Origin of the sequence: Cupriavidus sp. U2, assembly GCF_009663685.2 — a bacterium.
Taxonomy (GTDB): Bacteria; Pseudomonadota; Gammaproteobacteria; order Burkholderiales; family Burkholderiaceae; genus Cupriavidus; species Cupriavidus necator_C.
Genome location: NZ_RCOG02000005.1, coordinates 1 through 21,937, shown reverse-complemented (window position 1 = coordinate 21,937; position 21,937 = coordinate 1). Strand labels below are relative to the sequence as shown.

23 protein-coding genes and 1 rRNA gene are annotated in these 21,937 nt (G+C 67.0%); 14 read left to right on the top strand and 10 right to left on the bottom strand.

Going from position 1 to position 21,937, the window contains the following annotated elements; translation table 11 throughout:
• Positions 1-3: 3 nt before the first annotated feature.
• From trpD to rpe, 5 genes are all read right to left on the bottom strand, one after another.
• Positions 4-1,032 carry an anthranilate phosphoribosyltransferase gene (trpD, locus tag D9X30_RS05845; RefSeq protein WP_153950338.1) on the bottom strand — a complete coding sequence of 343 codons (1,029 nt, stop codon included), beginning with the start codon at positions 1,030-1,032 and terminating at the stop codon, positions 4-6.
• 65 nt (positions 1,033-1,097) lie between these two features.
• Positions 1,098-1,667, bottom strand: a complete 570-nt coding sequence (locus D9X30_RS05840) for an aminodeoxychorismate/anthranilate synthase component II (RefSeq protein ID WP_153950339.1) — start codon at positions 1,665-1,667, stop codon at positions 1,098-1,100.
• An 18-nt stretch (positions 1,668-1,685) separates the two neighbouring features.
• Entirely contained in the window at positions 1,686-3,209 is a 1,524-nt protein-coding gene (gene trpE, locus D9X30_RS05835) for an anthranilate synthase component I (protein ID WP_153950340.1), read from the bottom strand.
• 464 nt (positions 3,210-3,673) lie between these two features.
• Positions 3,674-4,417, bottom strand: a complete 744-nt coding sequence (gph, locus tag D9X30_RS05830; protein WP_153950341.1) for a phosphoglycolate phosphatase — start codon at positions 4,415-4,417, stop codon at positions 3,674-3,676.
• A 13-nt stretch (positions 4,418-4,430) separates the two neighbouring features.
• Positions 4,431-5,132: a ribulose-phosphate 3-epimerase gene (gene rpe / locus D9X30_RS05825; protein WP_029050706.1), complete on the bottom strand. Its 702-nt coding sequence runs from the start codon at positions 5,130-5,132 to the stop codon at positions 4,431-4,433.
• A 205-nt stretch (positions 5,133-5,337) separates the two neighbouring features.
• Between rpe and apaG the strand changes: the two genes are divergently transcribed.
• A complete protein-coding gene (gene apaG / locus D9X30_RS05820; protein WP_049815787.1) occupies positions 5,338-5,712 on the top strand; it encodes a Co2+/Mg2+ efflux facilitator ApaG/CorD in 375 nt (124 codons plus the stop codon).
• 40 nt (positions 5,713-5,752) lie between these two features.
• Here the strand turns inward: apaG and D9X30_RS05815 are convergent, their stop codons facing one another.
• Positions 5,753-5,950: a hypothetical protein gene (locus D9X30_RS05815; RefSeq protein WP_153950342.1), complete on the bottom strand. Its 198-nt coding sequence runs from the start codon at positions 5,948-5,950 to the stop codon at positions 5,753-5,755.
• A 75-nt stretch (positions 5,951-6,025) separates the two neighbouring features.
• Between D9X30_RS05815 and mltA the strand changes: the two genes are divergently transcribed.
• Positions 6,026-7,153, top strand: coding sequence for a murein transglycosylase A (mltA, locus tag D9X30_RS05810; RefSeq protein ID WP_153950343.1), 1,128 nt, complete (start codon positions 6,026-6,028; stop codon positions 7,151-7,153).
• 54 nt (positions 7,154-7,207) lie between these two features.
• Here the strand turns inward: mltA and D9X30_RS05805 are convergent, their stop codons facing one another.
• Positions 7,208-7,978, bottom strand: a complete 771-nt coding sequence (locus tag D9X30_RS05805; RefSeq protein WP_153950344.1) for a hypothetical protein — start codon at positions 7,976-7,978, stop codon at positions 7,208-7,210.
• Between the two features lie 376 nt (positions 7,979-8,354).
• Between D9X30_RS05805 and D9X30_RS05800 the strand changes: the two genes are divergently transcribed.
• From D9X30_RS05800 to D9X30_RS05755, 10 genes are all read left to right on the top strand, one after another.
• Positions 8,355-8,660 (top strand): c-type cytochrome, encoded by a 306-nt coding sequence (locus D9X30_RS05800; protein WP_153950345.1) that lies wholly within the window; start codon positions 8,355-8,357, stop codon positions 8,658-8,660.
• Between the two features lie 83 nt (positions 8,661-8,743).
• Complete coding sequence (locus D9X30_RS05795) at positions 8,744-9,073, top strand: c-type cytochrome (RefSeq protein ID WP_228771146.1); 330 nt, start codon at positions 8,744-8,746, stop codon at positions 9,071-9,073.
• Positions 8,995-10,260, top strand: coding sequence for a cytochrome D1 domain-containing protein (locus D9X30_RS05790; protein WP_153950347.1), 1,266 nt, complete (start codon positions 8,995-8,997; stop codon positions 10,258-10,260). Before D9X30_RS05795 ends, D9X30_RS05790 begins: the two co-directional genes overlap by 79 nt.
• A gap of 16 nt (positions 10,261-10,276) precedes the next feature.
• Positions 10,277-11,260, top strand: coding sequence for a siroheme decarboxylase subunit beta (gene ahbB, locus D9X30_RS05785; protein ID WP_153950348.1), 984 nt, complete (start codon positions 10,277-10,279; stop codon positions 11,258-11,260).
• Positions 11,257-11,748 carry an Lrp/AsnC family transcriptional regulator gene (locus tag D9X30_RS05780; RefSeq protein ID WP_194946621.1) on the top strand — a complete coding sequence of 164 codons (492 nt, stop codon included), beginning with the start codon at positions 11,257-11,259 and terminating at the stop codon, positions 11,746-11,748. Before ahbB (D9X30_RS05785) ends, D9X30_RS05780 begins: the two co-directional genes overlap by 4 nt.
• A 5-nt stretch (positions 11,749-11,753) precedes the next feature.
• The gene (gene ahbB, locus D9X30_RS05775; RefSeq protein ID WP_194946622.1) at positions 11,754-12,287 is read left to right on the top strand and encodes a siroheme decarboxylase subunit beta; all 534 of its coding nucleotides are present in this window, start codon (positions 11,754-11,756) and stop codon (positions 12,285-12,287) included.
• A 2-nt stretch (positions 12,288-12,289) separates the two neighbouring features.
• Positions 12,290-13,456 (top strand): heme d1 biosynthesis radical SAM protein NirJ, encoded by a 1,167-nt coding sequence (nirJ, locus tag D9X30_RS05770; RefSeq protein WP_153950349.1) that lies wholly within the window; start codon positions 12,290-12,292, stop codon positions 13,454-13,456.
• Complete coding sequence (locus D9X30_RS05765; protein ID WP_153950350.1) at positions 13,453-14,955, top strand: nitrite reductase; 1,503 nt, start codon at positions 13,453-13,455, stop codon at positions 14,953-14,955. The genes nirJ and D9X30_RS05765 overlap by 4 nt, the downstream gene beginning before the upstream one ends.
• A 13-nt stretch (positions 14,956-14,968) precedes the next feature.
• Entirely contained in the window at positions 14,969-15,802 is an 834-nt protein-coding gene (gene cobA, locus D9X30_RS05760; protein WP_228771145.1) for a uroporphyrinogen-III C-methyltransferase, read from the top strand.
• A gap of 116 nt (positions 15,803-15,918) precedes the next feature.
• Positions 15,919-17,541 (top strand): ABC-F family ATP-binding cassette domain-containing protein, encoded by a 1,623-nt coding sequence (locus D9X30_RS05755; protein ID WP_153950351.1) that lies wholly within the window; start codon positions 15,919-15,921, stop codon positions 17,539-17,541.
• A gap of 25 nt (positions 17,542-17,566) precedes the next feature.
• On the opposite strand, the gene paaK is transcribed toward D9X30_RS05755, so the two are convergent.
• The 3 genes from paaK to paaG all read right to left on the bottom strand — a co-directional run bounded on the left by paaK (position 17,567) and on the right by paaG (position 20,258).
• Entirely contained in the window at positions 17,567-18,871 is a 1,305-nt protein-coding gene (gene paaK / locus D9X30_RS05750) for a phenylacetate--CoA ligase PaaK (protein WP_153950352.1), read from the bottom strand.
• 63 nt (positions 18,872-18,934) lie between these two features.
• Positions 18,935-19,375, bottom strand: a complete 441-nt coding sequence (gene paaI / locus D9X30_RS05745; RefSeq protein WP_029050659.1) for a hydroxyphenylacetyl-CoA thioesterase PaaI — start codon at positions 19,373-19,375, stop codon at positions 18,935-18,937.
• A 31-nt stretch (positions 19,376-19,406) separates the two neighbouring features.
• Positions 19,407-20,258: a 2-(1,2-epoxy-1,2-dihydrophenyl)acetyl-CoA isomerase PaaG gene (gene paaG, locus D9X30_RS05740; RefSeq protein ID WP_502799612.1), complete on the bottom strand. Its 852-nt coding sequence runs from the start codon at positions 20,256-20,258 to the stop codon at positions 19,407-19,409.
• Between the two features lie 254 nt (positions 20,259-20,512).
• Here paaG and D9X30_RS05735 point away from each other — a divergent pair, with 254 nt between their 5' ends.
• Complete coding sequence (locus D9X30_RS05735) at positions 20,513-21,289, top strand: enoyl-CoA hydratase (RefSeq protein WP_153950354.1); 777 nt, start codon at positions 20,513-20,515, stop codon at positions 21,287-21,289.
• Positions 21,290-21,870: 581 nt separating this feature from the next.
• Positions 21,871-21,937, top strand: a 16S ribosomal RNA gene (locus D9X30_RS05730); the annotation flags it as partial.

Here is a 21,937-nt window from a genome sequence, read left to right as displayed (position 1 = left end):
GATTTACTTATATTGCTGCGTGGCGCGCACGAACTGGTCGAGCTTCTCGCGGGCGGCGCCGCTGGCGATGGCTTCGCGCGCACGCTGGATGCCGTCTTCGATCGAACTGGCCACATTGGCTGCGTAGAGCGCGGTGCCGGCGTTGAGCGAGACGATCTCGCGCGGCGTGCCCGGTACGTTGCCCAGTGCTTCGAGTAGCATTTCCTTTGATTCGGCGGCGTCGGCCACCTTGAGGCCCCGGTTCGAGATCATCGACAGGCCAAAGTCTTCCGGATGGATCTCGTACTCGCGCACTTCGCCATCCTTCAGTTCGCCCACCAGCGTGGCGGCGCCCAGCGATACCTCGTCCATGCCGTCCTTGCCGTAGACCACGATGGCGTGCTGCGCGCCCAGGCGCTGCATCACACGCACCTGGATACCGACCAGGTCGGGGTGGAACACACCCATCAGGATGTTCGGCGCGTCGGCCGGGTTGGTCAGCGGGCCCAGGATGTTGAAGATCGTGCGCACGCCCATTTCCTTGCGGATCGGTGCCACATTCTTCATGGCCGGGTGGTGCGTGGGCGCGAACATGAAGCCGATGCCGGTCTGCTCGATGCACTGCCCCACCTGCCCGGGCGTGAGCATGATGTTCACGCCGAGCGCCTCCAGCACGTCGGCGCTGCCCGATTTGGACGAAACGCCACGGTTGCCGTGCTTGGCGATCTTCGCGCCGGCCGCGGCGGCCACGAACATCGACGCCGTGGAGATATTGAACGTATGCGACCCATCGCCGCCGGTGCCGACGATGTCGACGAAGTTCTGCCGGTCCTTCACCTCCACGTGGTTGGCAAACTCGCGCATCACCTGCGCGGCGGCCGAGATCTCGCCGATGGTTTCCTTCTTCACGCGCAGGCCGGTCAGGATGGCGGCGGCCATCACCGGGCTGATCTGGCCCTGCATGATCTGCCGCATCAGGTGCAGCATTTCGTCATGAAAGATCTCGCGGTGCTCGATGCAGCGCGTCAGTGCTTCCTGGGGCGTGATGGACATGGCGGAATCTTCAATATTGTGGGCGGCTGGATCGTCGAAGGTGCAGGCGGTATAGTCGGCGCGCCTCATCGTGGCGCCTTGATGAAGTTGGCCAGCAGCGCGTGGCCGTGCTCGGACAGGATCGACTCGGGGTGGAACTGCACGCCTTCCACGTTCAGCGTCTTGTGGCGCACGCCCATGATCTCGCCGTCCGGCGTCCAGGCCGTGACTTCCAGGCAATCGGGCAGCGTCTCGCGCTCGATGGCCAGCGAATGATAGCGCGTCACGTCGAAGTGTTTCGGCAGGCCCGCGAACACGCCTTCCTGCGTGGTTTCGATCGTACTGACCTTGCCGTGCATCACCTGCTTGGCGCGGATCACCTTGCCGCCGAACGCCTCGCCGATGGCCTGGTGGCCCAGGCACACGCCCAGCAGCGGCACCTTGCCGGCGAAGTGCCTGAGCACATCGACCGAGATGCCGGCCTCGTGCGGGCTGCAGGGGCCCGGCGACACGCAGATGTGGTCCGGCTTCAGGGCCTCGATCTCCCCGATCGAGATTTCGTCGTTGCGATAGGTCCGCACGTCGGCACCCAGTTCGCCAAAGTACTGCACGAGGTTGTAGGTGAACGAATCGTAATTGTCGATCATCAGCAGCATGTCATCTCTCCCGGGGGCTCAGAGGTCGGCGTCCAGGCCGTCCTGGACCTGTTCGGCGGCACGGATCACGGCGCGCGCCTTCGCCTCGGTTTCCCTCCATTCGGCCTCGGGGTCCGAGTCCGCCACGATGCCGGCGGCGGCCTGCACGTAGAGATTGCCGTCCTTGATCACGCCGGTGCGGATGGCGATGGCCAGATCCATCTCGCCGCCGAACGACAGGTAGCCCACGGCGCCGCCGTAGATGCCGCGCTTGCGCGGTTCCAGTTCGTCGATGATTTCCATCGCGCGCACCTTGGGCGCGCCCGACAGCGTGCCGGCCGGGAAGGTGGCGCGCAGCACGTCGAGGTTGCTCATGCCCTCGCGCAGCGTGCCTTCCACCGAGCTGACGATGTGCTGCACGTGCGAGTACTTCTCGATCACCATCTTGTCGGTGACCTTGACCGAACCGGTCTCGGCAATGCGGCCGATGTCGTTGCGCGCCAGGTCGATCAGCATCACGTGCTCGGCGATCTCCTTCGGATCGTTGAGCAGTTCGGTGGCCAGCTGGGCGTCGCGGTCCGGCGTGCTGCCGCGCGGGCGCGTACCGGCCAGCGGGCGGATCGTGACGATGCGCGCGGTCTCGGTGTCGCCGTTCTGGGGCGTGCCGACCTTGCGGGTTTCCTGGCGCACCAGGATTTCGGGCGACGCGCCCACCACCTGGAAGTCACCGAAGTTGTAGAAATACATGTACGGCGACGGGTTCAGCGAGCGCAGGGCGCGGTACAGCGACAGCGGCGAGTCGCGGTACGGCTTCATCAGGCGCTGGCCCACCTGCACCTGCATCATGTCGCCGGCCATGATGTATTCCTTGGCCTTGTGGACGGCCGTCAGGTAGTCGGCCTTGGCGAATTCCCGATAGACCTCGGTCTGCACCGACGGGCTGGTCACGGGCACGTCCACCGGCTGGCGCAGCTTCATGCGCAGTTCGCGCAGGCGCTGACGGGCGCGGGAATAGGCTTCGGGCGTGGTCGGGTCGGCGTAGACGATCAGGTAGAGCTTGCCGGACAGGTTGTCGATCACGGCCAGTTCTTCGCACAGCAGCAGCTGGATATCGGGCAGGCCCAGGTCGTCGGGCATCTGCTTGTCGGCCAGCTTCTTTTCGATATAGCGCACCGCGTCGTAGCCGAAGTAGCCGGCCAGGCCGCCGCAGAAGCGGGGCAGGCCCGATCGCAGCGCCACCTTGAAGCGGCTTTCGAACGCGGCGATGAAGTCCAGCGGGTTGCCCTCGTGCGTTTCCACGACCTTGCCGTCGGTCACGACTTCGGCGCGCTGGCCGTAGGCGCGGATCAGCGTGCGCGCGTGCAGGCCGATAAACGAGTAGCGGCCGAAACGCTCGCCGCCCACCACCGATTCCAGCAGGAAGGTGTTCACGCCGCGCGTCTGCGACTGCGCCAGCTTCAGGTACAGCGACAGCGGGGTTTCCAGGTCGGCCAGCGCCTCGGCAATGATCGGGATGCGGTTGTAGCCCTGGTCGGCCAGCGATTTGAATTCCAGTTCGGTCATGTCGATCCTCTACTTGCGGCGCCGGCCAGTATGGTCGGGTCGGGCGGCACCGTGATGTCGTCTGCGGGATGGGAGGGCGACAAGCTGCATCAACCCGCCTCCCCGGGGGGCGGACCGTGGCGCACACGTGAATCGATGAGGCTGCACACGGCCAGGGGCGGCGCGTGGCACGTTCTCGAGGCTAACCGTAGCACAGGCGCAAGCAGGAGCAACCGGAACTACGGCGCTGGCGGAAGGATCTGCCGGGGAGGCCGGTCGTCAGGACATCTGGACCGGTCCGGCGGAGCCTGGGTGGGAGGGCCATCCGCAGACCGCGGATGTCCGGGCGACCCAGGCCCGTCAGGAAACTCGCGAACGCACTTTACGCCTGTTCAGAGGCGCGCCAGCGACGCCAGGGCCAGGCCTGCCGATCACTGCCAGAAAAGATGCGTTTGCGGTTGAGGAACATTGATGGTGTTCAGGGATTAACCGTGATGGTTTGACCGATGTGCAGCAAGGATCGCTGCCACGCGGGCAATGTCGCCGACTATACCATCGGCGTCAACGCCTTGTACAGGGTTCCCATGGTTGTAGCCATAGGGCATCAGGAGCACGCCCATGCCCGCCGCGCGGGCCGCGCGGGCGTCGTTCTCGGAGTCGCCAATGGCCAGCACGGCGGCCGGTTCCAGGCGGAATGCCTCGGCCACCTTGAGCAGCGGATAGGGGTCGGGCTTGCGCAGCGCAAAGGCGTCGCCGCCGTAGACCAGCTCGAAATAGGGGGCCAGGCCGGTCTTGGCCAGCAGCGGCCCGGTGAAATTCCAGGGCTTGTTGGTCACGCAGGCCATGCGCAGGCCAAGCGCCTTCAACGCCGCCAGGCCCTCGCGGACATTCGGGTAGACATTGGAGAACTGGCCATTGATGCGCACGTACTCGCGGTCATAGAGCGCGTAGGCGTCGGCAAACAGCCCGTTGGCGTGCAGCGGGCTGAAGCGGGCGTCCAGCACGCGGCGGATCAGGTTTTCCGACCCCTTGCCGACGAAGCTGACAATCTCCTGTGCGGACATCGGCTCCACCGGACCCAGGTGCGGATGCTGGTGCACCAGCGCCAGCAGCATCGCGTTGACCGACGCATGGAAGTCGCCGGCGGTATCGACCATGGTGCCGTCCAGGTCGACGATCACCGCCTGGATGCCGCGCCAGTCGGTGCGGCGCAGGATTTCGCTCGTCATCGTCCGCGCCGCCTTACTTGCCGACGCCGGCCAGCACGTCGCGGAACTTGCCGATGATGCCCTTGTAGCCGCCGTCGGCGTCAGGCTTGCCGAACACGGCCGAGCCGGCCACGAAGGTGTCGGCGCCCGCCGCCGCGATCTCGGCGATGTTGTCCGGCTTCACCCCGCCGTCCACTTCCAGCAGGATCTGGCGGCCGGTGCGCGCCGTGTAGGCGTCGATCCGGGCACGCACGGCGCGCAGCTTGTTCAGGGTCTCGGGGATGAACGACTGGCCGCCGAAGCCCGGGTTCACGCTCATCAGCAGGATCACGTCCAGGCGATCCATCACGTGGTCCAGGTGGTGCAGCGGCGTGGCCGGGTTGAACACCAGGCCGGCCTGGCAGCCGTTGTCGCGGATCAGCGCCAGCGAGCGGTCGATGTGATCGCTGGCTTCCGGGTGGAACGTGATGATATTGGCGCCCGCCTTGGCAAAGTCGGGAATGATGCGGTCCACGGGGCGCACCATCAGGTGGACGTCGATCGGGGCGGTCACGTGCGGGCGGATGGCCTCGCAGACCAGCGGGCCCACGGTCAGGTTGGGCACGTAGTGGTTGTCCATCACGTCGAAGTGGATCCAGTCGGCACCGGCCTCGGTGACGCGGCGCACTTCCTCGCCCAGGCGGGCGAAGTCGGCGGACAGGATGGACGGGGCGATGCGGTAGGTGGGCTGGCTCATGGCTGGTCTGACGCTGGATTGAGGCGCTGAAGGCGGCGGATACGGGGGCGATCCGCGAGAATGGCGCGTATTTTACGCCGGTCCGGCCCGATCCTGCCCGGCAAGGCCCGCTTGCCCCTGCCCAGCCCTTGCCGCACAATGCGACACACCCGGCCGCGCCCCCAGGCGGGACGCCGGCCAGCCGACCATCCTCATCCGTCGAACAATGAGCGAGTACGCTTTTTCCGTGGCCGTACGCACCCAGTACATGGCCGACCAGTCGGACCCGGACCGCGGGCGCTATGCGTTCGCCTACACCATTACCATCCACAACATCGGCGAAGTGGCCGCGCAGCTGATCTCGCGCCACTGGATCATCACCGACAGCGACAACGCCACGCAGGAAGTGGCGGGGCTGGGCGTGGTGGGCCACCAGCCGCTGCTCAAGCCGGGCGAGCATTTCGAGTATTCGAGCTGGGCCACGATCTCGACCCCGGTGGGATCGATGAAGGGTGAGTATTTCTGCGTGGCCGAGGACGGCCACCGCTTCGAGGTGCCGATTCCCGAATTCGCGCTGGTGCTGCCGCGCATGCTCCACTGAGCGGGTGGTGGCACGTCGGCGTGCGGGACGCCCCGGGAACCTAGGCGTCCGGCGCCTTGTCGGTCTCCTGCGACGCCTGGCCGGCGCGCGACGGGTGGTCCTGCGGCGCACGGGTGGGACGCGGATGCTTCTTCGCGGTGCCCATCGTCCAGACCACGATGAATATCAGCAGCAGCAACGCCAGGCCGGCTTCGGCTGCCAGCAGCAGGGTGGGGTGGTTTTCGAAGAACTGGCTCATCGCGTGGGGGCAGTCTGTGACAGTCGGCGGATCGGATTGAGATCGGGTTGAGATTGTAGGCAAAGAACGAACAAGATGGCATATCAGTATTCCCCGCGCGCCCCGCGTGCGTCTTCCCGAGGCTGGCTGGCGCTGGCCGCTTCCGCCGTTGGCGCCGCACTGCTGGCCGGCTGCATGAGCGGCGGCCCGATCCGCGTGCAGCCGGGCGGCACGGCCGGCACCCCGGCACCTTCGACCTCGCCGAACGCCGGCAAGCTGCAGCCGGCCACCTGGGCCGAGATCGGCGGCTGGAGCCAGGACGACGTGCGCGCCGCCTGGCCGGCCCTGCAGGCCAGCTGCCAGGCACTGAAGAAGAAGCCCGAATGGAGCCGCGTGTGCGCCACCGGCCTGATGGTGGATGCCGGCGACCTGCCCGCCATGCGTGCCTACTTCGAAACCAATTTCCAGCCGTTCCGCGTGGTCAACGTCGATGGCACCGATAGTGGTCTGATCACCGGATACTACGAGCCCATCCTGCATGGATCGCGCACCCGCCAGGGCCAGTACCAGGTGCCGCTGTACCGCCGCCCGGCGCAATTGCGCGGCGCCCTGCCCGCGCGCGCCGAGCTGCTGCAGATGCCGGCGATGCGCGGCAACGAGCTGGTCTATGTCGATGATGCCGTCGAGGCGGCCTTCCTGCAGATCCAGGGCTCGGGTCGCATCCGTCTGCAAGACGGCACGATGATGCGCGTCGGGTTTGGCGGCACCAACGACCAGCCGTTCCGCTCCTTCGGCAAATGGCTGCTCGACCGTGGCGAGATCACGCCTGCGCAGGCGACGATGCAGGGCATCAAGGCCTGGGCGCGCAACAACCCGGCGCGCGTCGAAGAAATGCTGAACGTCAACCCGCGTTTCGTATTTTTCCGAGAACTGCCGGCGAACAACGACGGCCCGGTCGGCGCGCTCGGCGTGCCGCTTACCGCGGAACGCTCGATCGCCGTCGATCCGGCCACGATCCCGCTGGGCGTGCCGGTGTTCCTGTCCACCACGCGCCCGCTGTCCACCGAGCCGATCCAGCGCCTGATGTTCGCCCAGGACACGGGCTCCGCCATCAAGGGCGGCGTACGCGCCGACTTCTTCTGGGGCGCCGGCGACGCCGCCGGCGAAACCGCCGGCCGCATGAAGCAGGGCGGCCGCATGTGGGTGCTGATGCCGCGCAGCTGACGGCGATGGTTGTCTTCCCCCGCCCACCAGGCAGGCCAAGGGAGGGCGCATACCCTATTGTGGAATTGCGACAAACGTCCCCTCGCCTCGTGCGCACATCACGCCGGAACAGGCCGTTATTTTCGTCCGTACGACACCGGGCCGGGGCGCGTAGCAGCCGGTAAAGCCGTCGACCTGATGGTGCCCCGGCCGGATTCGTCCTTGCCATCGCCAATGGCAGTTCAGGGCAGGGATGCTTGATTCGACCCTGCCGCTATGTCCGCCCGAAAAGTTGGTGAACCTTGCATATGACGCGGCATGAAACAGTGTCTTCGTCTTCACGGTATAGCCGTTGTTGGGGTAGACGCTGATAGTGGGAATCTTGAGGCTGCGCCACCACTCCGAAGTCGGGGGGATGACGCCACGTGGCAAAGACTGTTGGTTCTCCAGCTCTTCGAGCGTTGATGCGGGTGGGACATCCGGGCCCATGGCCGGCGCCGTCTCAAGGCGATTGTCAGGTGTAATGATGCTTCCGTGCTCCGGGATGTATGCGCCGCTGAATCCGGGCTTGCTGAAGTCGGTCCGCACGCAGATGACGGCATCGTAGGTATCGGCGGACAGCGTCAGATCGCCCTCGTTGGTAACGTCCACACCGCCATGTTCGGCGCACCATCTCGCGTGCCGTGCGTTTGCCTCCGGCAATTGTTGTGATCGAAGTATGGTTCTGGAGCCATCCGGATTCGGAATTGCGTTGTCAGGCGCGGGCTGGGGTGCCTGTTGGGCAACGGCAAGCGTAGCGAAAGCGCCAACACTGGCGCTGGTCAGAACGTGAAAAGCCGAATTCATATGCGTTCTCCATGTAAGGTCCTGGTGCGAGGATCTGGCTCGCCGGATGACCATACCGGCGGGAGCAACGTCGAATCTTGACCCTTGCCAACGCTTCCCAATCCTCTCCACGCCCAGCGGCATTCCCGTTCCCGGCACGTCCGTTTCGCATTTCTCCAACACCTCGTTGCGCATTCCGTCACCCTGTGATGCATCCCTCGGGCCGGGTTCCGTGTGAACTGTCGTCGGCTTGACTGCTATCAATCCCTGGTCATCGCATTTTCACGATGATGGGCACTTCCGACGTGCACCAGCACGCCACCGCATTCCCCACTGGCGGCCAGCCGGCGCCCGGGGCGCTGGCTGCTTGTCCGGTATTAGCAATCAGGAGAACGATATGCATCCCGCAAAAGTGATTGGCGCCGCCTTGCTGGCGGCCGCGCTGCCGATGGCCGCCCACGCCAATGCCGACCTGGCCAAGAGCAAGAACTGCATGGCCTGCCACAGCGTCGACAAGAAGCTCATCGGTCCGGCGTTCAAGGACGTGGCCGCCAAGTACAAGAGCGACAAGGACGCCGCGGCGAAGCTGTCGCAAAGCATCCAGAAAGGCAGCACCGGCAAGTGGGGCCCGATCCCGATGCCGCCCAACGCGCTCGGCGATGCCGATGCCAGCGCGCTGGCCAAGTGGGTACTGACGCGCTGAGCGTACGAGCCCTCGGACCCACCGATCCCTTGATCCGACGATTCATGGCCCGATCCCTCGCACGGCACCTGGTGCTGCTCGGCATGCTGGCCGCGCCGGGCGCGCTGGTGCATGCGGAACCGTCCGCGGCACGCCAGGCGCAACTGGCACGCTGGCTGCGCGACGACTGCGGTGCCTGCCACGGCATGACGCTGCAAGGCGGGCTGGGATCGCCGCTGACAGCCGAGGCGCTGGCCGGCAAGCCGCGTGACGGCCTGGTGGCCACCGTGCTGCAGGGCCGGCCCGGCACCGCCATGCCGCCGTGGCAACCGTTCATGACGCAGGAAGAAGCCCAATGGCTGATCGACAGACTCCAGGCGGGCAAACCGCCGCCCGTGCTCCCCACATCGTCCGCCAGCGCATTGCACGACTGATCCGTTTCGCCGCCGTTGCGTTGGGGGCGTCGTCGCTGGTGGCCGCCTGTGCCGGCTCGCCCGCGACGCCGGAAGCCGCCTTGCGTGGCACCGGCGACCTCGGCGTGGTGATCGAACGCGCCGCCGGCCGGGTGCAGGTAGTGGAAACGTCCGGTATGACGAGCCTGGGCACTATCGAGGGCCTGGGCGATCTGTCGCACGCCAGCGTGGTGTTCTCGCGCGATGGGCGATATGCCTATGTCTTTGGCCGGGACGGCGGCCTGTCCCGCCTGGATCTGCTGGCGCAGCGCATGACCCATCGCGTGAAGCAGGCCGGCAACAGCATCGGCGGCGCCATGCTGCAGAACGGCAAGGTGGTGGCCGCGCAGAACTACGCGCCGGGCGGCATCAAGCTGTTCGATGCCGGGACGCTCGAACTGCTCTCCGAAATTCCCGCCATCGGCCCCGATGGCCGCCGCTCCAAGGTGGTGGGCCTGGCCGACCTGCCCGGCCAGCGGCTGGCGGCCAGCCTGTTCGAGGCCGGCGAAATCTGGATCATCGATGCATCGGACCCGCGTCAGCCGCAGGTGAAGCGCCTGCCTGCCGGCCGCGAGCCGTACGACGGCCTGGTGACGCCCGACGGACGCTGGTACCTGGCTGGCCTGTTCGGCGAGGACGGCCTGACGCTGGTGGACCTGTGGCAGACGCCGCCCACCGCGCGCAAGGTGCTGTCCGGCTACGGCCGGGGCGAGGCGCCACTGCCGGTCTACAAGATGCCGCACCTGCGCGGCTGGGCCATGGCGCAGGGGCAGGCGTGGCTGCCGGCCATCGGCCGCCACGAACTGCTGGTGGCCGACCCCGCGCACAACTGGCAGGAACAGGGGCGCGTGGCCGTGGCCGGGCAGCCGGTGTTTGCGATGGCGCGTCCCGACGGCCGCCAGGTATGGGTCAACTTCGCGTTTCCGAAGAACGACACGGTGCAGGTCGTGGATACCGCCACGCGTCAGGTGGTGAAGACGCTGACGCCCTGCCACGGCGTGCTGCACATGGAGTTCACACCGAAGGGTGAGGCGCTCTGGCTGTCCTGCCGCGACGACAACCGCGTGGAGGTCTACGACACGGCCACGTTCCAGCGCATCGCCACGCTCAAGGCCGACCAGCCGAGCGGCATCTTCTTCACGGTGCGCGCACAGCGCATCGGCATGTAATTGCGATGTGACAGCCATGTTCGACGAGCAACGCTTCTACGACAGCATCCAGCGCGACTTCCCGATCGTGCCCCGCCCGTTCCAGAGCGCGGGCGCCGCGCTGGACCTGAACGAACACACGGTACTGAGCCTGCTGGCGCGCGACGTGGGTGCCGGCCGCGTCAGCCGGATCGGCGCCGTGTTTGCGCCCAACGTGATTGGCGCCAGTACGCTGGCGGCGCTGGCAGTGCCGCCCGATGCGCTGCCCCGCGTGGCGGCACGCGTCAATGCCCATGGCGCGGTCAGCCACAACTACGCGCGGCATGGCCACCGCTACAACCTCTGGTTCGTGGCCGGCGCGCGCAATCGTGCCGCGCTGGACGTGGGGCTGGGCAGCATCGCCGATGACGTGGACCAGTTACCGCTGGACCTGCCCATGGAGCGCGAGTACCACATCGACCTGGGCTTTTCGATGTCCGGCGCGTCGGGCACGCCGCGCGGCAGGCGTACGCCATCGGCCGCGCCGGTACATCTGGACGACGACGACTGGCGCCTGGTCGCGGCGCTGGAAATGGGGCTGCCGCTGACGCCGCAGCCGTTCCACGCGCTGGCCCGGCGTTGTGGCATGCCGCTGCACCGGGTGCTGTCGCGCATCGCGCAGTGGCACGCCAGCGGCGTAATCCGCCGCTTCGGCGTGATCCTGCATCACCGCCACTTTGGGTATCGGCATAACGCCATGTGTGTGTGGAATGTGCCGGATGCCCGCGTGGACACCATCGGTACGCGGCTGGCGCGGGTGGCGCCGGTGTCGCTGTGCTACCGCCGCACACGCCGGCTGCCCGGCTGGCCGTACAACCTGTTCGCGATGGTGCATGCGCGCAGTGAGGCCGAGCTGCAATCCGCGCTGGAACACTTCGACCACCAGGCCGGCATGGGCGGGCTGCCCGGCAGGGTCCTGCGCAGCGGCACGTGCTTCAAGCAGTGCGGCACGCGCTATAGCTGGGAGGTGCCACCGACATGACAGACCTCTCCACCGGCCGGGATGCGCCCGCCGCCATCCCCACGCTCGACACGCTCGACCGGCAGATCGTCAACACGCTGCAACGCGGGCTGCCGCTGACGCCCCGACCCTACGCCGATGCCGCCGCCGCGCTGGATATCAGCGAGGCCACACTGATCGCCCGCTTGCGCGCGCTGCTGGCGCGGGGCGTGCTGACACGCTTCGGCCCGATGTTCCAGATCGAGCGCGCGGGCGGACAGTTCGTGCTGTGCGCCTGCCATGCACCGTCCGACCGGCTGGACGCGGTGATCGCGGCCATCAATGCCTTTCCGGAGGTGGCCCATCACTACGCCCGCACACATCACCTGAACCTGTGGTTCGTGCTGGCCGTATCCCATGCGGACGACGTGCCCGCCGTGCTGGCGCGCGTGGCGGCCAGCGCCGCGGTGGAGATCCTGCCCTTCCCGAAGGAACGCGAGTTCTTCGTCAACCTGTATCTACCGGTGTAGCACCCATGCCGATCGCCCCAAGCCACCCCCTTGCCGTTGCCACACGCGCCAGCGAACTGGACGCCATCGACCGCGCGCTGATCCAGGCCACGCAGGCCGGTCTGCCGCTGGTGCCGGCGCCGTGGCATGCGCTGGGAGCGTTGATCGGCATTCCGGAAACCGAGGTGCTGGCCCGCTTCACGGCCATGCGCGACCGCGGCGTGCTGCGCCGGGTTGGCGCGGTGCCGAACCATTACGCGCTGGGTTGGCGCGCCAACGGCATGACGGTGTGGGATGTCGATGACGCGCGGATGGCCGAACTGGGCGCGCGCGTGGGCGCGTTGCCGTGCGTCAGCCATTGCTACCAGCGGCCGCGCCGGCTGCCGGACTGGCCCTACAACCTGTTCGCGATGGTCCATGCGCGCACGCAGGAAGAAGCCGTCCCGCACATCGCAGAAATACGAGATGTGCTGGGCCAGGCATGCCGGTCGCACGACGTGCTGTGGTCCACCCACATTCTCAAGAAAACCGGCCTGCGCCTGCGGGCCTCCGGAGATTGATCATGTTCAGAGTTTCCCGCTTCATGGAGGCATTGCGCGATGGCGGCCCCGTACCCCCGGCGCCGCGCCGCACCGGTGGCCCGGTGGTGATCTGGAATCTGGTACGGCGCTGCAACCTCAACTGCAAGCACTGCTATTCCACGTCCGCCGATACCGACTTCAAGGGGGAGCTGTCCACCGCCGAAGCCATCGGCGTGCTGGAACAGCTGAAGGCGGCCAGGGTGCCGGCACTGATCCTGTCCGGCGGCGAGCCGTTGCTGCGGCCGGACCTGTACGAGATTGCCGCGCACGCCAAGCGGCTTGGCTTTCATCTGTCGCTGTCGTCGAACGGCACGCTGCTGGACACCCGGCATGCGGCCCGGCTGCTGGTGGCCGGCTTCGACTACGTGGGCGTGAGCCTGGACGGCCTGGAAGCCACGCACGACCGCTTCCGGCGCTGCCCCGGCGCGTTCCGGCAGGCGCTGGACGGGCTGCGCGTGGCCCGGCAATGCGGCCTGCGCGTGGGCGTGCGGATGACGCTGACCGAAGCCAATGCCGACGAGTTGCCCGATGTGGTAGCGCTGACCGAAGCCGAAGGCATCGACAAGTTCTATCTCTCGCATTTCAACTATGCGGGCCGTGGCAGCAGCCACCGGGGCGACGATGCGCATCACGCCCATACGCGTGTGGCCGTGGATTGGCTGTTCGACCACGTCTGGGAGCGTGCGCAGGAAGGCCGGGCCGGCGATTTCGTCACGGGCAACAACGATGCCGATGGCGTGAGCCTGCTGCACTGGATCGCCCGGCGCCAGCCCGGGCGGCTGGCGGACATGCGCCAGCGCCTGGTCAACTGGGGCGGTAACGCCACGGGGGTGGGCGTGGCCAATATCGACAACCTCGGCAATGTGCATCCGGACACCATGTGGTGGCATGTGTCGATCGGCAATGTACGAGAGCGCGCGTTTGGCGACATCTGGGCCGATCGCAGCCATCCGCTGATGCGCGGGCTCAAGTCGAGCCCCCGGCCGCTGGAAGGGCGCTGCGCCACCTGCGCCCATCGCGAGATCTGCAACGGCAACACGCGCGTGCGCGCCTATGCCGTCAGCGGCAATCCGTGGGCCGAGGACCCGGGCTGCTATTTGTCCGACGAGGAAATCGCCGATCCGTTGGGCCGGGAGGTTGCCGCATGAAACGCCTGATTGCGGGGCTGGCGATGGCTGCCTGCGCGTGGACGGGGGTGCTTGCCGCTACCGCGTCCGGTCCGTCTTCCGGTCCGTCGTCCGGCCCGTCGGCGGCTTTCCAGCAGCATTGCGCGGCCTGCCATGGCGCCGACCGGCTCGGCGGCATGGGGCCGGCGCTGCTGCCGGAAAGCCTGGAGCGGCTCAAGCCCGATGCCTTGCGCGATGTACTGCGCCATGGCCGGGCCGCCACGCAGATGCCGGGCTTTGCCGGCCAGTTGCCGGAGGCCACGCTGGACCAGATCGCCACCTGGCTGCGCACGGCGCCGGCGCAGGCGCCGCACTGGGAGGCGGCAGACATCCGCGCGTCGCGTGTGGTCTATCACGCACCGGGCAGCCTGCCGGACAAGCCGGTGTTCCGCGCCGATCCATCGAACCTGTTCCTGGTGGTGGAGTCGGGCAGCCACCATCTAAGCGTGCTCGATGGCGACAAGCTGGAGCCGATCCACCGGTTCCAGACGCGCTTTGCACTGCACGGCGGCCCCAAGTTCAGCCGTGACGGCCGCTTTGTCTATGTGGCCAGCCGTGACGGCTGGATCAGCAAGTACGACCTGTGGAACCTGACGCTGGTGGCCGAGACACGCGAGGGGCTGAACACGCGCAATGTGGCGGTCAGCGACGACGGCAAATGGGTGCTGGCCGGCAACACGCTGCCGCAGACCATGGTGCTGCTGCGTGCCGACGACCTGTCGCTGGAAAGGGTGTATCCCGTGACGGGGGCAGACGGCAAGGCGTCGCGCGTTTCGGCGGTTTACGATGCCGCGCCGCGCGGCTCGTTTATCGCCGCGCTGCGCGATATCCCCGAAGTCTGGGAGATTCCCTACGCCACGCTGCAACCGCGCGTGATCGCGCTGGACGACGTGCTCGACGACTTCTTCTTCGACCAGCCGTATCGCCATATCCTGGGCGCCTCGCGCGGCGGTGCCGGCCAGGTGATCGATCTCGATGCCGGCCGCAAGGTGGCGGACCTGGCCCTGTCCGGCATGCCGCACCTGGGCAGCGGCATCACCTGGCAGCGCGACGGGCGCGACGTGATGGCGTCGCCCAACCTCAAGCAGGGCGCGCTGAGCGTGATCGACATGCAGACCTGGCAGACCGTGGCCACCATCGCCACGAATGGCCCGGGCTTCTTCCTGCGCAGCCACGAGGCCACGCCCTATGCCTGGACCGACGCCATGATGAGCCCGCGCCGCGACACGCTCCAGATCATCGACAAGCAGACGCTGAAGGTAGTGGGCAGCGTCACGCCGTCGCCAGGCCGGACGGCGGCACACGTGGAGTTCACGCGCGATGGGCGCTATGCGCTGGTCAGCCTGATGGAAGACAAGGGCGCCATCGTGGTCTACGACGCGGCAACGCTGCAGGAAATCAAGCGATTGCCGATGGACAAGCCGGTGGGCAAGTACAACGTCTTCAACAAGACCACGCGTTCTTCGGGCACGAGCCATTGAACTGAGAGATGACATGATGACACGGTGGAACATGGGCAGCCCGCGCCAGGCGCGAGAAGGGCAGCAGAACGAAGCGCGGCAGGCCGCGCAGGGCCGCCAGACGGGCAAGGTGTGGCTGGTGGGTGTCGGCCCCGGCGATCCGGACCTGGTGACGGTCAAGGCCGCGCGGGCCTTGTCGGAAGCGCAGGTCTGGCTGATCGACGATCTGGTGCCCGAGACAATGGCCTGCTACGCAAGCCCCGGCACCGAGGTCATTGCCGTCGGCAAGCGCGGCGGGCGCTGCTCGGTAAGCCAGGCCAGCATCCACGCCCAGACCCTGGCGCATGCATTGGCGGGCCGCTGCGTGGCGCGCGTGAAGGGTGGCGATCCGCTGATGTTCGGCCGGGGCGGCGAGGAAGTGGCGTTCCTGCGCGGGCACGGGATCGATGTCGAGGTGGTCAACGGCATCAGCAGCGGACTGGCGGCGGCGCAGGCGCTGGGCATCGCGCTGACCCATCGTGCCCATTGTCATGGGGTGACGTTCGTCACCGCCCATACGCGCGGCGATGGCGAACCGGACTGGCGGGCGCTGGTGGCCAGCGGCACCACGCTGGTGATCTACATGGGCATGCACCGCATCGCGTCGATCCGCCGGGGCCTGCTGCATGCAGGCATGCGGCCTGACATGCCGGCGGGCGTGGTGATGCACGCGAGTTGCGCGGACCAGCTCAAGTGGACCGGTACGCTGGGCACATTGACGGAAGCCGTGGGGGCGGGGCTGGCCAGCCCGTCGATCATCCTCGTGGGGGAAGTGGTGGCGACGGCGCCGCGGCAAGCCTCTGCCATCCCCATTACAATAGCCGCCTGATCACCCAACACAGAGGTATTGGTCTCATGCGCCATTGATGCCGCCGTCGACAAGACGGCCAGTCTCCACCCGCCCCCGCAAGCTGGGGGAGTTCCTGGCATCTCCGGAATCCACGCATGACCGATCCCTATCTCAGGCTCGAAGGCCTGTCCTATGTCCTGCCCGACGGCAGGAGCCTTTTTTCCGATCTCGACGAGACTTTCGACCAGCGCCCCACCGGCCTGGTCGGCCGCAATGGCGCGGGGAAATCCGTGCTGGCGCAGATTCTGGCTGGACAGTTGCCGCCCACGCGCGGGCGCTGCCTGCGCTCGGGCAGCGTGCGCTATCTGGCCCAGCAGGTGGCGCCGCCTGCCGGTGCTACCGTGGCAAGCCTGGCCGGGGTGCGGCATACGCTCGACGCGCTGGCGCGGATCGAGGCGGGCAGCTGCGCCCCGGAGGATTTCGATGCCGTGGGCAGCGGCTGGGATGTGCGCCAGCGGCTGCAACAGGCACTCGACCGCAATGGCCTGGGCCATCTCGATGCCGCGGCGACGGCCGACACCCTGAGCGGCGGCGAGGCCATGCGGGTGGCGCTGGTCGGCGCCATGTTGTCCGATGCCGATTTCCTGATCCTCGACGAGCCCAGCAACCATCTCGACCGGCCCGCGCGTCGGGCGCTGATCGATCAGCTGCAGCAGTGGCCGCGCGGGCTGCTGGTGTTGAGCCACGACCGGGCGCTGCTGGACACCCTGCCGCGCATCGTGGAACTGTCCTCGCTGGGGCTGCGCAGCTATGGCGGCGACTACACGTTCTACGCCCAATGCAAGGCCGACGAGCGGCAGCACGCGATCGACCAGCTCGCGCAGCGCAAGCGCGAACGCAAGCGCGAGCAACGGTCGATGCTGGATCAGCGCGAGCGTCAGGCGCGGCGCCAGGCGCGTGGCAACCGGGAGGGGAAAACGTCGAATCAGGCCGAAATTCTGCTCGGCGGCCAGAAGGCGCGCAGCGAAGTGTCCGCCGGCAAGCTGCGCCAGCAACAAGCCGCCAGCCAGGCCGATCTGGACCAACGTGTGCGCGAAGCCGCACGGCAGGTGGAGGACGCGGCACACATCACACTTCATGGCGTGCCGGTCGCTCAGGCCGCACAGGCCGCGCACCGGCGTGTGGCCGAACTCGACGCGGTGGCGCTACCGTTCGTGCCGGGCGCCACCCGCAGTGTCAGCCTGACCGTGACGGGCAAGCAGCGCGTGGGCGTGGTCGGGCCGAACGGCTGCGGGAAATCCACGCTGCTGAAGACGCTGGCGGGCGAGCTTGCGCCGTTGGCCGGCACCTGCAGGCGTTCCGCCGAGACGGTCTACCTGGACCAGCAACTGGCCAATCTCGATCCGGAGCAATCAGTCCTGGCGCAGATGCGGGCGGCAAACGGCACGGCCACCGAGGCAAACCTGCGCATGCTGCTGGCGCACCTCGGGCTCGATGCGCAGAAGATTGCCGCCCCCAGCGGCGCGCTGAGCGGCGGCGAACGGCTGAAGGCGGCGCTGGCCTGCACCCTGTACGCAGACCCGCCGCCGCAACTGCTGTTGCTCGACGAACCGAGCAACCATCTGGACCTGCCGTCGGCCCAGGCGCTGGAGGCGATGCTGCGCGGCTACCAGGGCGCCCTGGTGGTGGTATCGCACGACGATGCCTTCATGGACGGCCTGGCATTGACCGACCGCCTGGTGGCCACCGACGAAGGCTGGCGGCTTGATGCCTGGTGAATCCCCTTTGCCGATCGGATGACGGTCAGCGCGGCCGGTTGTCGACGATGCGCCGCGCCTTGCCCACCGACCGCTCGACCCCGCCTTCGGGCAGGATCTCGATGCCCGCCGTCACGCCGATATAGGCCTTGATGTCGTGCGTCAGCTGCTCGCGCGCCTGGGCCGCCACAGACGGCTCGGCGCCGTGGGCGCATTCCACGCGCACGGTCAGGGTGTCGAGCGGCCCCTCCTTGCCCAGCACGCACTGGTAATGCGGCGCCAGTTCGGTGTGCTTGAGGATCAGTTCCTCGATCTGCGACGGAAAGACGTTCACGCCGCGCACGATCATCATGTCGTCGGTGCGGCCCGTGATCTTCTCCATGCGGCGGAAGGCGGCCCGCGCGGTGCCCGGCAGCAGGCGCGTGAGGTCGCGCGTGCGATAGCGGATCACCGGCATCGCCTCCTTGCTGAGCGACGTGAAGACCAGTTCGCCGAATTCGCCATCGGGCAGCACGTCGCCAGTGTCGGGGTCGATGATCTCGGGATAGAAATGATCTTCCCAGATGGTGGGGCCGTCCTTGGTCTCGGCGCACTCGTTGGCCACGCCCGGGCCCATCACCTCGGACAGCCCATAGATGTCCACGGCCGAGATGCCCATGCGCTTTTCGATCGCCTGCCGCATCTCGGGCGTCCACGGCTCGGCGCCGAAGATGCCAATACGCAGCGATGTCGATGCCGGGTCGATGCCCTGGCGCTCGAGTTCGTCGGCAATCGCCAGCATGTAGCTGGGGGTCACCATGATGACCTCGGGCCTGAAGTCCTGAATCAGCTGCACCTGGCGCTCGGTCTGGCCGCCGCCGAACGGGATGGCCGTCAGGCCAGCCTTCTCGACGCCGTAGTGCGCACCGAGCCCGCCCGTGAACAGCCCGTAGCCGTAGCTGATGTGCACCTTGTCGCCGCGCCGCGCACCCGACGCGCGGATCGAACGCGCCATCACCGTGGCCCAGATGTCGATATCCCGCAGCGTGTAGCCGACAACCGTGGGCTTGCCCGTGGTGCCCGACGAGGCATGGACGCGCGCCACGCGGTCCTGCGGCACCGCGAACATGCCGAACGGGTAGTTGTCGCGCAGATCCTTCTTCGTGGTGAACGGAAAGCGCGCCAGGTCGGCCAGCGACTGCAGCTGGTCCGGATGTACCCCTGCCTCGTCGAACTTGCGCCGGTACACGGGCGAATTGTCGTAGGCATGGCGCAGCGACCATTTCAGGCGTTCAAGCTGCAGGGCTTGCAGTTGCTGCCGGCTGGCAGTCTCGATCGGCTCCAGGGGCAGATCGGTCAGGCGCGTGCTCATGATGTCTCCACGTTTCCGGGATGGGTGCGCTACGTTGGCGCAGGGTACGGCGTTTGTGTGGTGTCAGGCCTCGGCCGGTGGGATGACGTGCCCCTTGATCTGGGCCGACTTGCCGCGGAACATCGCCACCGGCTCGCCGGCGCGGTTGGTCACCTTGATGTCGTACACGCCATGCCGGCCGGACAGGATCTGCTCGACGGCTTCGGCCGTCAGCACGTCGCCGCCCTGCACGGGCCGCAGGAATTCGATACTGCAGCCCGACGCCACGGTGTTGATGTTATGGCTGTTGCAGGCGAACGCGAAGGCCGAATCGGCCAGCGTGAACATCAGGCCGCCGTGGCAGATGGCATGGCCGTTCAGGAACTCCGGCCGTACCGGCATCGACAGGCGGGCGTAGCCGGGGCGGACTTCCTCGATCACCATGCCCAGCCAGCGGCTGCAGGCGTCGGACTCGTACATGGCATGCGCCGTGGCCTGGGCAAGGGCCTGGGGGTCTTGGTTCAAGCGGGTCTCCTTCACGCGCGGGGGCAGGGGATCAGGCGCCCTTGAAATGCGGGGCGCGCTTTTCAAGAAAGGCGTTTACGCCTTCGTTGTAGTCGTGGGACTGGCCAAGCTGGCGCTGCAGGTCGCGTTCGAGGTCGAGCTGGGCGTCGAAGGTATTCGTGGCGCTGGCGTGCATCGACTGCTTGATCGCCGCCAGCGCGCGCGTGGGCTGCGCGGCCAGGTGGGTGGCCAGCGCCATGGCCTGTTCCATGAGCAGGGGATCGTCCATCGTCTCCCAGATCAGGCCCCATTTTTCGGCCTCCTCGGCGGTGAGCTTGTCGCCGGTCATCGCCAGCCCCAACGCGCGCGCCATGCCCAGTCGCTTGGGGAGCAGCCAGGTGCCGCCGGAATCGGGCACCAGGCCGATCTTGACGAATGCCTGGATAAAGCTGGCCGAGCGGGCCGCCAGCACGATGTCGCAAGCCAGCGCCAGATTGGCACCCGCGCCGGCGGCCGTGCCGTTGACCGCGGCGATCACGGGCAGCGGCATCGCCTGCAGGCGGCGTACCAGCGGGTTGAACCAGGTATCGATCAGGTCGCCCAGATCGGTGGCCTGGCCGGGGGTGAAATCGAGATCGGCCAGGTCCTGCCCAGCGCAGAAGCCCCGGCCGGCGCCCGTCAGCAGCAGCGCACGGGCCGCGCCGGCTTCGGCCAGATCCAGCGCCTGGACCAGCGCGCGATGCATGTCGCGCGTGAAGCTGTTGAGCTTGTCGGGTCGGTTGAGCGTGACGACGGCGACATCGCCGTGCCAGCGCAGCAGGATGGGGCCGGTTTCGAGACGCTCACGCGCGGGGGCGTGCGCGGGGCTGACCGGGCTGGCCGGGCTAACCTGTGACGGGGGCATGGTGGTCTCCTGCGCCATTTGATCTTCGTCGGGTCGGTTGTGCGGATCTGTGCCGCGATGGGTCGCACGGCCATTGTAGATAGCAGCGCGCGCCCCTTAAATTAACCGACCAGTCGGTCGGCAAATAGTAGTAGGGATGCCGGCATGGCGCAAGAGGTGGCAGCCCGCCTTGACCGGCGCCACGGCGGCGGGCGAGTATCGATCCGCTTCTGTATCAGACAGATCAACGATTCCTCTTATCGCAAGGAGAAGACATGCCGTACGAGAACATCCTGGTGGAGACGCGTGGCCGCGTCGGGCTGGTCACGCTCAATCGGCCCAAGGCGCTGAACGCGCTCAATGACGCGCTGATGGACGAACTGGGCGCCGCGCTGACCGCATTCGACGCGGATGAGGCCATCGGCTGCATCGTCATCACGGGCAGCGAGCGCGCGTTCGCCGCCGGCGCCGACATCGGCATGATGGCCAGGTATTCCTATATGGACGTCTACAAGGGCGACTACATCACGCGCAACTGGGAAACCATCCGCCGCATCCGCAAGCCGGTGATTGCCGCGGTAGCCGGCTACGCGCTGGGAGGCGGGTGCGAGCTGGCGATGATGTGCGACATCGTGATTGCCGCCGACAGCGCGAAGTTCGGCCAGCCCGAGGTCAAGCTGGGCACCATGCCCGGCGCCGGCGGCACGCAGCGCCTGCCGCGCGCCGTATCGAAGGCAAAGGCCATGGACCTGTGCCTGACGGCGCGCATGATGGACGCCGCCGAGGCCGAGCGGGCCGGGCTGGTATCGCGCGTGGTGGCGGCTGACAAGCTGGTGGCCGAGGCCGTGTCGGCGGCGGAGACGATCGCCGGGTATTCGCTGCCGGTGGTCATGATGATCAAGGAATCGATCAACGCCGCCTATGAGACAACGCTCAACGAAGGCGTCCATTTCGAGCGGCGCCTGTTCCATTCGACGTTCGCCACCGAAGATCAGAAGGAAGGGATGGCCGCATTTGTGGAGAAACGGCCACCCGTTTTTAAGCATCGCTAAAACTTGAGTCAGGAGATACCCGAGGCAAGTTGAGGGGTATTGGTCGACCCGATAATAATTTGTCGGGCCGATTTTCCTTTGCGATCAACGGCTTGTGTCGCAGATTCCGAACGTCTCGCCATGAATTCGTGACATGCGTGTTGCAAAGGTCGCGGAACGGGCCTAATATTCGCCCCCTCGCAACACGAAGCGCGCTGCAAACGCAGCGGCGACAACGGTTGCGGGGTTGGCAGGGGGTTGGCGTTGCGAAGTTCGCGGCGCCGGCCGGCAGAAAAAGTTCTGCAAAAACTGTTGACGAAACGTTGAATGCTCTGCATAATCTCGTTTCTCCGCTGCGACGAAAGACGCAGCGACAGCGAACGGCAAAGCCGGTCGCTCGGGTTCTTTAACAAACAAACAACCGATAAGTGTGGGCGCTTGATGGCGAACGCCACGGAGCTTCGGCTTCGTGATGCTTCAAAAGTTATCAGTGCTCGCGCAGTAAAACATGTTGGTTTGCGTCGCGAGACGCGAGCCAGTCAGTTTTCTGAGAGTGAGCGACCGCTCGAAAGAGCGAGGTGCTTCGGCACCACACAGAGATTGAACTGAAGAGTTTGATCCTGGCTCAGATTGAACGCTGGCGGCATGCCTTACACATGCAAGTCGAAC